Raw genomic sequence first — 12,750 nt, forward strand, 5'->3', positions numbered from 1 at the left:
CAGCAGATGGATAAAGACGTTCCCGTCTATGATCTGAGAGGGCTTAAATGCCCTCTTCCTGTTTTAAAGACGCGCAATCGCCTTCAAAACATGCCGAGCGGCGCACGTCTCTGGGTGGAAGCGACTGACCCGCTATCCGGCATTGATCTTCCACATTTCTGCACGCAGGAAGGCCACGCCCTGCTCGCGCAGGAACGTGACGAAAACCTGCATCGTTTTCTTATTCAGAAGAAATAATTATCAGCGCAACTATTTATCGGGTGGAAAATCCGGGAATAGCCAGCGGGTTATCCATCATGGCCGCGCGATCGGGACGATCAATCCCTGCCTTGCCCATAAACGCATCGAAAAGCTCGCGCACGTAGGTTTCCGGCAAATCCTTCACGATCATCACCAGAAGCGTCTCGTGCTCATCCTTGGGCCATTTCGGCAGGCGTGCCGGTGGATGGAAGATTTTCTGCACACCATGGATGACCAGCGGACGATCAGGATCTTCGGCAATCTGCACAATTCCCTTCACGCGCAACAACTTTTCACCATGGGTCGAACGCAGCAGATCGAGAAACATCTCAAAGGTCGAAAACGGGATCGGTTCCTTGTGCCGCAGCGAGAAGGAGCGGATTGCGTCGTCATGATGATGGTGATGCCCATGATTGTGGGCGTGATCGTGATCATGATTGCAATCCGGCCCACACACATGATCGTGGTCGTGATGATGAGCATGATCGTGGTGATGATCATCCTCGTAAGCTTCCGCCTTCAGCCAGCGCTGCACATCAGCCGTCTTGGTTTCGGGATTATACAACCCGCATTCAAAAAGAGCCGCATATCCCGTGCGCGTATCGGAAGCTTCCAGTATATCCGCACCCGGATTGAGCAGTTGCAGCCTTGCTTTCAGGGCTGCCAGACCCGCCTGCGCTTCTGGCATATCTGCTTTTGTGATGATGATGCGGTCGGCCATCGCAGCCTGTTTGACCGCTTCCTCATGGTTGTCGAGCGTTGCCATGCCATTGACGGCATCAACGGTCGCAAGCACACCATCAAGGCGTAAAGCCTGCATCAGCACCGGATGTCCCATGATCGAATGCAACACCGGAGCCGGATCGGCAAGGCCGGTCGTCTCGATGATGATCCGCTTCAATGCCTTGATACGCCCGGTCTGCAGACGGTCGATCAGATCGGCCAGTGTATCCACCAATTCACCACGCACCGTGCAGCACAGGCAGCCATCGGCGAGCTCTATCACGCCTTCGCTTGCTTCTTCGACCAGCAGATGATCGATACTGACCTCACCAAATTCATTGATGATGACGGCAGTATCCGTGAGTGCAGGGTCTTTCAGCAGGCGATTGAGCAGCGTTGTCTTGCCCGAGCCAAGAAAGCCGGTCAGCACGGAAACAGGAATTGGATGCGGCATGGCTCTATTCTTAGTTGATTGAGGCCGCAGCACGCTGCGGGCGTGGCATCGGCACAGGAATCTGCGAAATATCGAGCTGCCCGACTTTTGTTACCTTTGCAGGCGGCGCTGAGACAAGTCCGACCTGAACCGGCACCGGTTCACGGGTCATCGCATGAATATAAGGCGAATTGAGCTGCAAACGCCCTTCGACATCGCGACCGTCCCAGCGATCAGCCATGGCCTGCTGGTTGCAAATGGTCTTGCGCATATCCACGGCCTGATAGACGGAGCTACTTGCTGGCGGCACCATTCCACCAAGTGTCGGCACACCGGCACCATTGCTGCGGAATGCATCGGTCATCAGCTGTGCTGCCTGCACAGCGCGGGTTTCCTGACGATCAGCACCCAGCACAACTGCGAGAATGGTGCGGCCCTGACGGGTTGCAGAGCTGGCCAGATTGAAGCCTGATGCACAGACAAAACCGGTCTTCATGCCATCGGCACCATCGAAGCGGCCAAGCAGAATATTGTAATTGGCCTGTGGCTTCTTGCCGTCGCCCGCATCAATGGCTTCTGTATTGAAATAATGCGCATATTGCGGAAACTCGCGACGCAGCTGCACGCCAAGAACAGCCAGATCGTGCGCGGTCGAATAATTGTTCGGATCATGCAGACCGTTTGGATTGGCAAAATGCGATCCGCTCATGCCGATGCGCTGGGCTTCCGCATTCATACGCTGCACGAAAGCCGATTCCGTACCGCCAACGGCTTCCGCAACGGCAACCGAAACGTCATTGGCCGATTTCACGAGCATGATCTTGAGTGCATTGTCGAGCGTCAACACGGAGCCAGGACGATAGCCCATCTTGCTCGGCGGTTCTTTCGAGGCGTTAACCGTCATTTTTACAGGGGATTCAAGCGTCATCTGTCCTGCCTGAAGAGCACGGAAAGTGACATAAGCCGTCATCATCTTGGTGAGCGAAGCCGGATACCAGCGCTGAAAAGGATCCTGCGCAGAATAAACCTTGCCACTTGCAACATCCACCGCAATCGATGGGTTGGCGGTAGCAGCGGACAAAGCACCAGCCAGGGCAAGGCCAGAAATTGCCGCAGTTGCAAACCAGATTTTCAACGGTTTCGAAATCATTTCGTAGTTCCAATCAACGAGAGCCGCAATGCCTGCGGGTTATCGGTTCCGCTTCCTGTTGCATCGACCTCCAAAAGCCGCAACGGCTTGCGAATACACCAGTCAAAAAGGAGAATTTGCACTGCTCTTATCTATGCCATGTGGCAAGGAAAAGGCAAATAGGGATTGCCCGCTTTCACCGAAACGTCATATTCTCGCAACTTCTGCATCATAAGAATCTCAGGATATTTCCGAAATGCCAGTGCTCAATCGTGCCGTCGAGACTCAAGCGGAGATCGCCGCATGGCGTCGTCATCTGCACCAGAATCCCGAACTTCTTTATGACGTTCACGAGACGGCGCGCTTTGTCGAAGAAAAGCTGAAATCCTTCGGCTGCGATCTCGTTGAAACCGGTGTCGGCCGTAGTGGCGTTGTCGCGGTCATCAAGGGGCGGCATGGCGATGGTCCGGCTATCGGTCTTCGTGCCGATATGGATGCGCTGCCGATCACCGAGACAAGCGGTGTCGAATGGGCATCGAAAAACCCGGGAAAAGCGCACTCCTGCGGTCATGATGGCCACACATCCATGCTGCTGGGTGCCGCACAATATCTGACAGAAACCCGTAATTTTCGTGGCTCTGCCGTATTGCTTTTCCAGCCAGCTGAAGAAGGCGGTGCAGGCGCGCTCGCCATGGTTCAGGACGGCGTGATGGATCGTTTCGGTATTGCGGAAGTCTATGGCGTGCACAATCTGCCAAGCCTTGCCGTCGGCCAGTTCGCCATGTGCAAAGGCCCGATCATGGCGGCAACCGACGAGTTCGATCTTTCCATCAAGGGCGCGGTGGTCATGCAGCACAACCGCACCGCACGATTGATCCAATCCTTGCCGGTTCACAGCTGCATCTTGCCATTCAGGGCATTGTCGCACGCAATATCGATCCGCTGGATTCACTCGTCATTTCCATCACGAAGTTCCATGCGGGCGAAGCCTATAATGTCATTCCGGAAACGGCGAAATTATCTGGCACCGTACGCACATTGAGCAAAGAAACCCGTGCCTATGCTGAACGGCGTATTCGCGAAGCAGCGGCAGGTATCGCCATGCTTACAGGTGCTGAAATCACCGTGCGCTACAAGAACAACTATCCTGTCACTTATAATCATGACGACCAGACCGACTTTGCGGCTCGTGTTGCAAAGAATGTGGCGGGCGAAGGCAAGGTGAAGACCGATGTGGCCCCGATGATGGCCGCCGAAGACTTCTCTTATATGCTGGAAGCACGTCCGGGCGCTTACATCTTCCTCGGCAATGGTGACACGCCGGGCCTGCATCATCCCGCCTATGACTTCAACGACGAAGCCATTCCCTATGGCGTGAGCTATTTTGTGTCGGTGGTTGAAACCGCGCTGGCCGCTTAAATTCGTTTCAGAAGAAGAAATGCGCCTGCCCCGCTTTTTGCGGGGTTGGCGAAAGCCATGAAAAACAGTATGTGTCGGAAAATGCTCTGGCCCATTAGAACGCCGAGCGTCTTTTCGGACGCACAAAGGTCGCTCTAAGCCATTAAATCCGGGCGTTTTTGATGACTGGTCCCGTAGCTCAGTAGGATAGAGCGCAAGATTCCTAATCTTGAGGCCACTGGTTCGAATCCAGTCGGGATCACCATTTAATCCCTTTAGTTCATTAAAGAGTTTAAGTTGGTATCAATCAGGTGAAAGTCACTGATTTTGGTGTTTTTCAATTATACCAACCCGTCGCGTTTCCTACGGTCTCCGACCTCGCTACAGCGTATTCTACATCGCCGTCAGGCCAGCCTGCTTAATCCACAACTCACGATAAAGCTCACAGAATTGAATGAGATTGTCATGTGGTCCCATTGCCACGACAGCACCGTTGTCTAGAACTATGATTTTATCAAAGTCTCTAACGGTGGAAAGGCGATGTGCAACTGCGATAACAGTTGTATCTGCGTCAAGCGACGCAATTGCATTCTTAATCAAGCTTTCACTATTGGTATCGAGAGCGGAGGTGGCTTCGTCAAGAATAAGAACGGGCCGATTTTGTAGGAAGGCGCGTGCGAGTAAAATGCGTTGTTGTTGACCACCGGAAAGTCTCGCCCCTCTCCAACTACTACGTCAAAGCCCCTCCCGTCCGGGGCAAGTTCTTCAATAAACGAAGATGCATCTGCCAACTCGGCTGCATGTTTTATTACTGCATTGTTGGAGGTTTCCGCGCCAAACGCGATGTTCTCCTTTATCGAACGATGAAACAGCATGTCGCTTTGCGCAACAACCGAAAACACACCCGTAACTCAGAAATCTTTACAGAGCGAATATCCTGCCCATCAAGCGCAATCTGTCCTGCATCAACATCGTATAATCTCAGCATTAGATCGATAAGCGTAGATTTACCCGCTCCAGAGGGCCCAACAATACCAACCTTCTGGCCTGCCTCTATCTCGAACGAGATATTCCTCAAAGTTTGCCGTAATCCGTAAGAAAACTGACGTTATGCAATGAAATGTGTAGTGGATTGGATACCCGTAGACGCTCGCTGCCGTCTTTAACGATTGGTCTTGCCGTAACAGTTGAACGCGCATCTCTGATCGTGCCGAATGTCTGAGTTAGCCCTTCCCACACCTACAAACCAACCAGCATCCGCAGCCATGCCCCCGGCTAGGGTAATTCCTGCAACAAACTCACCAGGCGATATCAATCCCTGTGCTAATCCGTATAAGCCCAATGTGAGAATACTGGAAACCAGACCTGTGTTCAGCACACGAATGAACAGTCCAGCAATCGTTGTTAAACGGTTGATATCGAGGTTTGTTTCGTGTTGCTTATCGATTTTTTGAAAGAACAAAACTGTTCTCTGCATCGTAAGCAAATAAGGTTTTTATCGCACGAATATTTGAAAAATATTCTGTAATAGCGCCATTTACAATGCTGGACGTCTCGGAAATTTTTTTCAGCTTGAGCATTGAACTTTGGCACAAGATAGATCGCTAACAATCCATTTAGTAAAATCCAAATCAACACTGGAACGACAAATAGAGGGGCAAGATAGGCAATAAGAACGGCAGAGCCTGCAAAACGCACAAAACCGAGTGGGAAACGACCAGCTAGAATTTCTATACCCGATTGCACTGCATTCGAGAGTTGCCCTATGCGCCCGGAAATCTGGCCTGCGTGGTGCGAATGGAAATATTCCATATCGTGTTGAGAAGCAGCCTTGTGCGACTGCCAAAGGGCTGATGATTTTGTCTGTGATCGAAGCGCCTGCATTCGAAGCATGTAATTGATGAGCCAGAATGCAGGATCAGCTACCGCATAAGCGACAATCAACGAGCCAAAAAAGGTGAACGTTGCAAAAGTTAAATTGAGTTCGGGCGAATGCGCGACCATATCAACGATATACGCCACAGCCCACATTCTAAGCAGGTCAATCGCCGTAAGGGCAGCACCAGACAGCGCAGATGCCACAATCAGCCACCGAAACGGTTTTATGAGAACAAAGAAAAGTGCGAGCACAGTACGCGACTGATGCGCCCGCAGACCATGATAGTGAAAATCAACTAACTGTTCAAAATACTTAAAAACTCTTTGAAGCAAAATCAGTCCTCAACTATCTGACCGACAACTTTACCAGCAATGGAAGCGCTTCGCAGATATGTTCGGGTAACGGGATATTCTTCCATAGGGTTTTCAAAAATATCGCGAGCATGAAACCCGTTCGCATTATTGAGAAGGATAAGCCTCCGGCTTTCCTGCGGAATTGAATAACGAATCGGATTGGTCGAAATAGCTGTCTTGATTTCAGCGGTGATGTCTTCTGCTTGATCGATGCTAGTACCGGCCCGACCTTCAAAAGTACCATTCATAAAAGTGGTAATTGACCCGTCTAGAGCACGGGTAAAAAATTGCCGCCCTTGCGCGCCTATCTACAACCTTAACATCAGATTGGCCGTTATCATAAACAGCAGGAGTGAGGCTGAAACAGTATTCCTGCGACAATCCTACCTTTTCGACGATATGAGAAAAGCTTGAAATTGTGCTCGTCGGAACCCAATAAAAGTTGCCTCTATCGTGGTAATTGATAAACACGTTAAAAAATGGAAATGTAGTCTGGAACTGACAGTTTACCATCGACAATAGACCCATCAGAATGAAAATCCAGAACATCAGTAGGAGAGAGGCCGCGTATACCTACGCGATCCAGCTTCTTACTATTATCTTTTGACGCAGTAAAAATTGAAAACGGCGTTTCGTTCTCACGATCGGGCAAGCTCGGCATAATTGCTTGTGTAAGTGATACTGCAATCAAGGAACCTACGATTGCATCGACGGTGGCATCTTTAGACACTTGCGGTACGTCAATAGCAACGATCCCGACCAACGGATGATCAAGCTGATGCCGGATTTTGGGAATTAGATCGGCAAACAAGAGAGAAGCTTGTTCGGTTAACCTGCCCATTACCAATCTGTCTCGCGTATGGGCTAGCGGGAGGGGAGCGTCATCGATCCGTAAATTTTTGCAGGCAAAATCGCGGGCATTCTCGACACCGATCGAAAAAATTGGAGCTTGAGATTGAACGGCATTCATCAATATATCTTCTCCCATTAAAGACGAAAGGGGCGATAACAATCGCCCCTGTAAAGAAAATTTTAAACAGGCTTGTTGCCCGAACCATTTTTATCATTATACCCTAGAGTGGATTGGCTATCCGTGCACTCTGGTCGCGTTAGCGTGATAGAAAGCCCCTTCGTCAGCGCTTCTATTGATACTTGATCTTTAAGGTCAATTTGCATTGTATTACTCCCATATTGTTTACCTTCCAATGAAGGCCAGTAAACCGTAACCAACACAAAGGATATGAAAAGTGCAATTCATTGGTAGTATGAATTGAGTATCAAGTAATTATACAAGCTAAAACACTAGCATTTCTGCCCATCAATAAAGCCGGTGGTAGATATGATTGAGGAACGCCCAATTGGTGCGAAAATTACAGAATACTAGCAATCCCTCACCCCTCATAAGGCCAGTTGGCCTGTGAAAACAGGCCGCCATCGACCCAGATCGTCTGGCCTGAAACAAACCGCGCAGCATCGGACGCCAGAAACAGCACCGGACCGGAAAGATCTTCTACTGTGCCGACCCGTCGCAGTGGCGTAATCCGACCCCATGTTTCTGCATAATCAGGCTGTTCCTGAGCCGTGCGTTCATTGTAAATCGCACCGGGAGCCACGCAATTGACGCGGATGGCATGGGGTCCAAGCTCCACTGCAGACACTTTGGTGAACTGCTCAATCCCGCCCTTGGACGCGGTATAGGAAACGAGCTTCGGGAATGCGAGCTTATTGCAGCCCGAGCCAATATTGATAATTGCACCACCCTTGCCGACATCGACCATCCGCTTGGCAGCAGACTTCGTGTTGAGAAAGCAGCCTTTCATATTGGTGCGGATCACATCGTCCCAGCCTTCCTCGGAAAGCTCCAGTAAAGGCGCCCATGTCTGGATGCCTGCATTGTTGACGAGCACATCGGGTGCATCACCATACCAGCTGCAGACCTCATCGAAGAACTCTTCGACCTCGGCTCCGGAACCGACATCGCATTCGATCCCCAGCGCCTGACCACCCGCAGCTTCCACTTCTTCCATGAGTGTATTTGCGGCTTCGTCGTCGCCTCTGAAACTGAAAGCGACCGCATATCCGGCTTCCGCAAATGCCGAAACCAGATGTCGACCGATGCCGGTGCTTCCGCCTGTGACAATCGCAAACCCACTCATAAAATTCCTCCCCAACATGTCGAAGTGAATTTAATCGAGTTTGGGGAATGGTAAAGCTGTGAAAATCGAAATATCAGTTTTCCCGAAAGAGGAGATCAGCATGAACCCCGATATTCAAGTCGCCAACGGCGCCTGCCACTGCGGAACGGTGCGCTTTCGCGTCAAACTTTCCGATGGCCTTAACACGGCGCGGCGCTGCACCTGCTCCTATTGCCGGATGCGCGGAGCAGTCGCTGTTTCCGCCGATCTCGATGGCGTGGAAATCCTCGAAGGTGAAGATGCGCTGACGCTGTATCAATTCAATACCGGTGCGGCTAAGCACTATTTCTGCTCGAAATGCGGGATTTACACCTTCCACCAGCGCCGCTCCAGCCCACACCAGTTTGGTGTAAATGCTGCCTGCCTCGAAGGTATTTCCCCCTTCGATTTCAAGGTTATTCCCGTCAATGACGGCGTGAACCATCCATCCGACAATCCGAACTACAAAGGTTCAGGTATCGCTGGCTATCTTCGTTTCGAACCGGTTGTGGAAGCCGACTAAATCCTTGCGCGCCGTTTTTGTTCGTTTTTCTCCCAGGAAAACACGACAGGCGGCAGCGGATCGAGACCGCGAATAATATCCGCACCCTTTTCGCCGATCATGATGGTCGGCGCATTGGTGTTGCAGGAAGGAACCCGCGGCATGATCGAGCTGTCGCAAACCCGCAGACCTTCCAGCCCTCGCACTTTCAGATCAAGATCGACAACAGCCATCGCATCGGTTCCCATCTTGCAGGTGCCAACAGGGTGGTGGTCGGTCTTGGCATTGGCACAGGCATAATCGAACAGGTCATCGTCGCTGACGACCTTCGGCCCCGGCAGGCGCTCGGCCATGACATAGGGTTTCAATGCATTCTGGCTCATGATTTCGCGCGCGATCTTCAGACCTTCAAGCGACATTTTGCGATCATGTGGATCGCTCCAGTAATTGGGATCGATCAGCGGTGCTGATGCCGGATCATTGGACGCCAGCCGCACCGTTCCACGCGAGCGCGGATGCAGATAGGCGGAGTTGAGCGTTACGCCTGCATTTTTGAGCTTCTCAACACCCGCCTCGATGCCCGAACCAAGCCCCAGATGGAACTGGATATCCGGCGAGCGGGCGTCCGGATCGGCATACCAGAAACCGCCGGTTTCAAAGAGGCTCGATGCCACCGGGCCAGAGCGCAGCAGAATATATTGCAGCCCCGCTCCCAGCGTGCGGTGCAGCTTTGCCACGCCATCATAGGTGTGATCGCCCGTGCATTCGGCAATGACAAACAGGTCGAGATGATCCTGCATATTCTCGCCCACACCCGGCAGATCGTGTTTCACACTGACACCGAGTTTTTTGAGATGATCGGCAGGACCGATGCCCGATTGCAGCAGGAGTTTCGGTGAGCCGATAGCGCCGGATGAAACAATCACCTCGCGGCTTGCGCGCAAGCCCTCGCCGCTCATCAGCGTAACGCCGGTTACGCGGGTCTTTTCCAGCTCGATAGTGCGCACCGGCGCATTCATCCGCACAGTCAGATTCCTGCGATCCCTGATCGGCGTAAGGTAGGCAAGCGACGCGGAGGAACGGCGGCGATTGCGCTGGGTGAGCTGATAAAAGCCCACGCCTGCCTGCTCGCGACCATTGAAATCCGGATTGTATGGAATGCCGAGTTCTTGACCCGCGCGGATATAGGCGTCGCAGATCGGCAGTGGTGCGGATGGCATCGAAACGCCAAGCGGCCCGCCATAGGAATGAAAATCATCGTTGAAGCGCTGATTGTCTTCGGCGCGTTTGAAATAGGGCAGCACATGGCGATAATCCCAGCCGGTGCAACCGTCTTCGCCAGCCCAGAGATCATAATCGGCGGCATTGCCGCGCGTATAAATCTGCGCATTGATGCTGGAGCCACCACCGATGACTTTCGCCTGCGTATAGCGCAACACACGGTTTTTGAGATGCTTCTGCGGAACGGTTTCCCACCCCCAGCTCGCCACACCTTTGGTCATCTTTGCAAAACCGGCGGGCATGTGAAACAGCGGATTCCAGTCGCTTCCACCAGCCTCAAGCAGCAGCACTTTTATCGAAGCATCTTCGCTCAGACGATTGGCAAGAACACAACCGGCAGGCCCGCCACCCACGATGATATAATCGTAATCCATCACGCCGTTCCTAAAGCTTTGCTATCGACAGGCCGCCATCGGCATTAATCGCCGAACCTGTCGCAAAAATGAAATCGCCACCGGCAAGCCCGGCCACAATCGCGCCGACGTCACCCGCCTCGCCCCAGCGTTTCATCGGCACCAGACCGGCTTCGATCAGCCCGTCGTAACGCTCAGTGACCTTTGCTGTCATATCGGTGCGGATGATGCCGGGACGCACCTCGAACACCCGATCCGCGCTTCGGCCAGACGTAGCGCAAGCCCCTGCACGAAGGCAGTCAATCCGGCTTTGCTGATGCAGTAATCAAGCCGTTCGGGCGAAGTCATCACGGAGGAAACCGAGCTGATCGTCACGATGCTGCGTGGAAAACGCACTTCGGTTGCGGCCAGCATCGCCTTCACCACGGCCTGCGTGAAAAACACCGTGCCGCGCAGGTTCACATCCATGATCGTGTCGAAGTTTTCCGGCTTCAACCCAAGGAAATCGCCGCGCTCGACCGAACCCATGCCCGCATTGTTGACCAGACAATCGATGCCGCCAAATTCTTTCAGCACTGCGGCGACCGTTGCCGCATGCATTCCAACCGCAGCCAGATCGCTTTCAAAGAAAGCCACTCGTCCGCCAAGCTCGCGCAATTCATGGATGGTGGCCTCATCATGCTCGCGGTCGGTAATCGCCAGATCAAACCCTTGGCAGCCAGTGCGCGGGCAATACCAAGTCCGATCCCGCGCCGCCCGCCGGTTACCACTGCAACAGGTCTTTGACGGTTCATGCCAGCACCTCCCGGTTAAGACTGTCGGACACGCGCAAGGCTTGCGCGGCAATGGTCAGCGCCGGATTGACCGCCGCCGATGTCGGCAGAAACGACGCATCAACCACATAGAGATTGGGGTGATCATAAGCGCGGCAATAAGGATCAAGCGGCGCGGTCGCCGGGTCATCACCGATGCGCACCGTGCCACATTGATGCGATGGCGTGCGCCGGTCGAAAGCCCGCGACATCACTACCGGGAAACCTGCCTGCCTGAGCGCGGATTTGAGCTTATCGACCAGCATCAGATGCGCCTTCCAGTTGGAACGCACCCAATGCAGAATGATGCGGTCGCCATCAACTGTCACGCGGCTTTCCGGCGATGGCAGGTCTTCGCTCATCGCGTAAAAATCGATCGTATGACGCGCAACGCGAGTCAGCAGCCATTCCGGCACGCGGGGCATATTGGCTTTCAGGATTTCGCCCGACACGCGGCCAAGCAGTTGCACATTGCCAAGCGGCGGTCCGCCTGCTCCATCCGACAGATAATAATCATTGAAACCAAAAGTCTTCTGGTGGACGGCATCGTTACGATAGCGTGGGTCGAAAGCAATCACCGCGCTGGAATTGTGGTTCATGAAATTGCGGCCGACCTGATCGGAACGGTTCGCCAGTCCTGAACGCAGCAGGAGCGCTGCCGACTGAACTGCGCCAGCGGATAGAATAACGAGCTTGGGGCGCAGCACCAGCGTCTCGCCATTCTTCACATAATGAACTGCGGTGATCGCCTTGCCATCCGGCCCGGTTTCCAACCGCGTCACCCGCGCAGAAGTTTCCAGCCGTACATTCGGATGTTTGAGAGCAGCCGCAAGCGGACAGGATTCCGCATCCATCTTGCCGTCATCGCTGTTGGGAAATGCATCCCATGGCGTTTTAGCCTTTGCCAACCAGCGGTCGATATCAACGCCAAGCGGCAGGGAAGCCGGGTGAAGCCCCGCTTTCTTCAACCGCGCACGAACATCGGCCATTGGTCGTTCGTCACGGATCGCCGGATATGGATAGGACTTTGAATGTTCCGGTTCGGTCGGATCATCGCCCAGTTCGCCCCGCACCTGAAACAGCTGTTCGGCACGGCTATACCACGGCTCCAGCTCCTCATAGGCAAAGGGCCATGCCGGAGACACGCCTTCCAGATGCACCATCTCGACAAAATCCTCGCGGCGATAGCGGATCAGCACCGCGCCAAAGAACTTAGAATTACCGCCGACATTGTAATAATTGCCGGGATTAAACGGCGTGCCATCGATCTCGTACCAGAACTCTTTCGGGCGAAAGAATCCCCGCTGGAAAATGGCGCGCGGGTCGCGGTTTTCCGGCCTGTCCGGCAAGCGCTCTCCTGCCTCAAGAATAAGAATGTCGGCACCTGACGCGGCAAGACCAGCGGCTATGCTCGCGCCGCCGATACCCGATCCGATGATGACAATATCCGGCTGTCCTCCCAAAGCCGCCTCC

Annotated in this window: 14 protein-coding genes, 1 tRNA gene and 2 pseudogenes; 5 read left to right on the forward strand and 12 right to left on the reverse strand. The window is 53.2% G+C overall.

Annotation, left to right across the window (positions count from 1 at the left end):
* Positions 1 to 6: 6 nt before the first annotated feature.
* Entirely contained in the window at positions 7 to 237 is a 231-nt protein-coding gene (locus C9380_RS11920) for a sulfurtransferase TusA family protein (protein WP_024898489.1), read from the forward strand.
* 16 nt (positions 238 to 253) lie between these two features.
* Here C9380_RS11920 and C9380_RS11925 read toward each other — a convergent pair whose 3' ends face one another.
* Positions 254 to 1,417, reverse strand: a complete 1,164-nt coding sequence (locus tag C9380_RS11925) for a CobW family GTP-binding protein (protein WP_128093587.1) — start codon at positions 1,415 to 1,417, stop codon at positions 254 to 256.
* A gap of 10 nt (positions 1,418 to 1,427) precedes the next feature.
* Positions 1,428 to 2,546: a D-alanyl-D-alanine carboxypeptidase family protein gene (locus tag C9380_RS11930; RefSeq protein ID WP_100558439.1), complete on the reverse strand. Its 1,119-nt coding sequence runs from the start codon at positions 2,544 to 2,546 to the stop codon at positions 1,428 to 1,430.
* A 235-nt stretch (positions 2,547 to 2,781) separates the two neighbouring features.
* Here C9380_RS11930 and C9380_RS28490 point away from each other — a divergent pair.
* The 3 genes and pseudogenes from C9380_RS28490 to C9380_RS11940 form a co-directional block, all read left to right on the forward strand.
* Positions 2,782 to 3,390: pseudogene (locus tag C9380_RS28490) on the forward strand (amidohydrolase); the annotation flags it as partial.
* Positions 3,309 to 3,944, forward strand: coding sequence for an amidohydrolase (locus tag C9380_RS28495; RefSeq protein WP_353954640.1), 636 nt, complete (start codon positions 3,309 to 3,311; stop codon positions 3,942 to 3,944). The pseudogene C9380_RS28490 and the gene C9380_RS28495, both read left to right, overlap by 82 nt.
* 167 nt (positions 3,945 to 4,111) lie before the next feature.
* Positions 4,112 to 4,188: transfer RNA gene (locus C9380_RS11940), tRNA-Arg, on the forward strand.
* A 128-nt stretch (positions 4,189 to 4,316) separates the two neighbouring features.
* Here C9380_RS11940 and C9380_RS28500 read toward each other — a convergent pair.
* The 7 genes from C9380_RS28500 to C9380_RS11970 form a co-directional block, all read right to left on the reverse strand.
* Complete coding sequence (locus tag C9380_RS28500; protein WP_128093663.1) at positions 4,317 to 4,610, reverse strand: hypothetical protein; 294 nt, start codon at positions 4,608 to 4,610, stop codon at positions 4,317 to 4,319.
* Positions 4,520 to 4,825 (reverse strand): hypothetical protein, encoded by a 306-nt coding sequence (locus C9380_RS26815; protein ID WP_164844621.1) that lies wholly within the window; start codon positions 4,823 to 4,825, stop codon positions 4,520 to 4,522. The genes C9380_RS28500 and C9380_RS26815 overlap by 91 nt, the downstream gene beginning before the upstream one ends.
* A complete protein-coding gene (locus C9380_RS11950; RefSeq protein ID WP_128093588.1) occupies positions 4,777 to 5,001 on the reverse strand; it encodes an ATP-binding cassette domain-containing protein in 225 nt (74 codons plus the stop codon). The genes C9380_RS26815 and C9380_RS11950 overlap by 49 nt, the downstream gene beginning before the upstream one ends.
* 326 nt (positions 5,002 to 5,327) lie before the next feature.
* Positions 5,328 to 6,134 (reverse strand): ABC transporter ATP-binding protein, encoded by an 807-nt coding sequence (locus C9380_RS11955; protein ID WP_128093589.1) that lies wholly within the window; start codon positions 6,132 to 6,134, stop codon positions 5,328 to 5,330.
* A 2-nt stretch (positions 6,135 to 6,136) separates the two neighbouring features.
* Positions 6,137 to 6,403: a hypothetical protein gene (locus C9380_RS11960; RefSeq protein WP_128093590.1), complete on the reverse strand. Its 267-nt coding sequence runs from the start codon at positions 6,401 to 6,403 to the stop codon at positions 6,137 to 6,139.
* Between the two features lie 224 nt (positions 6,404 to 6,627).
* The gene (locus C9380_RS11965) at positions 6,628 to 7,128 is read right to left on the reverse strand and encodes a hypothetical protein (protein WP_128093591.1); all 501 of its coding nucleotides are present in this window, start codon (positions 7,126 to 7,128) and stop codon (positions 6,628 to 6,630) included.
* A gap of 418 nt (positions 7,129 to 7,546) precedes the next feature.
* Entirely contained in the window at positions 7,547 to 8,311 is a 765-nt protein-coding gene (locus C9380_RS11970) for an SDR family NAD(P)-dependent oxidoreductase (protein ID WP_128092741.1), read from the reverse strand.
* A 100-nt stretch (positions 8,312 to 8,411) separates the two neighbouring features.
* On the opposite strand from C9380_RS11970, the gene C9380_RS11975 reads away from it, so the two are divergent.
* A complete protein-coding gene (locus C9380_RS11975) occupies positions 8,412 to 8,852 on the forward strand; it encodes a GFA family protein (RefSeq protein WP_100558434.1) in 441 nt (146 codons plus the stop codon).
* Here the strand turns inward: C9380_RS11975 and C9380_RS11980 are convergent.
* The 3 genes and pseudogenes from C9380_RS11980 to C9380_RS11990 all read right to left on the reverse strand — a co-directional run bounded on the left by C9380_RS11980 (position 8,849) and on the right by C9380_RS11990 (position 12,740).
* Entirely contained in the window at positions 8,849 to 10,486 is a 1,638-nt protein-coding gene (locus C9380_RS11980; protein ID WP_105705604.1) for a GMC family oxidoreductase, read from the reverse strand. The genes C9380_RS11975 and C9380_RS11980 overlap by 4 nt on opposite strands.
* 10 nt (positions 10,487 to 10,496) lie before the next feature.
* Positions 10,497 to 11,259: pseudogene (locus tag C9380_RS11985) on the reverse strand (3-ketoacyl-ACP reductase).
* A complete protein-coding gene (locus C9380_RS11990) occupies positions 11,256 to 12,740 on the reverse strand; it encodes a GMC oxidoreductase (RefSeq protein WP_128093592.1) in 1,485 nt (494 codons plus the stop codon). The pseudogene C9380_RS11985 and the gene C9380_RS11990 overlap by 4 nt, the downstream one beginning before the upstream one ends.
* Positions 12,741 to 12,750 lie beyond the last annotated feature (10 nt).

Source organism: Brucella pituitosa, assembly GCF_003049685.1.
Classification (GTDB): Bacteria; Pseudomonadota; Alphaproteobacteria; order Rhizobiales; family Rhizobiaceae; genus Brucella; species Brucella pituitosa.

What these genes read in the sequence shown, in the direction of transcription:
- C9380_RS11960 (WP_128093590.1), bottom strand. Translation starts at nt 6,403, where the DNA reads ATGAATGGTACTTTTGAAGGTCGGGCCGGTACTAGCATCGATCAAGCA.
- C9380_RS11980 (WP_105705604.1), bottom strand. Translation starts at nt 10,486, where the DNA reads ATGGATTACGATTATATCATCGTGGGTGGCGGGCCTGCCGGTTGTGTT.
- C9380_RS11970 (WP_128092741.1), bottom strand. Translation starts at nt 8,311, where the DNA reads ATGAGTGGGTTTGCGATTGTCACAGGCGGAAGCACCGGCATCGGTCGA.
- C9380_RS11930 (WP_100558439.1), bottom strand. Translation starts at nt 2,546, where the DNA reads ATGATTTCGAAACCGTTGAAAATCTGGTTTGCAACTGCGGCAATTTCT.
- C9380_RS11920 (WP_024898489.1), top strand. Translation starts at nt 7, where the DNA reads ATGGATAAAGACGTTCCCGTCTATGATCTGAGAGGGCTTAAATGCCCT.
- C9380_RS11925 (WP_128093587.1), bottom strand. Translation starts at nt 1,417, where the DNA reads ATGCCGCATCCAATTCCTGTTTCCGTGCTGACCGGCTTTCTTGGCTCG.
- C9380_RS11975 (WP_100558434.1), top strand. Translation starts at nt 8,412, where the DNA reads ATGAACCCCGATATTCAAGTCGCCAACGGCGCCTGCCACTGCGGAACG.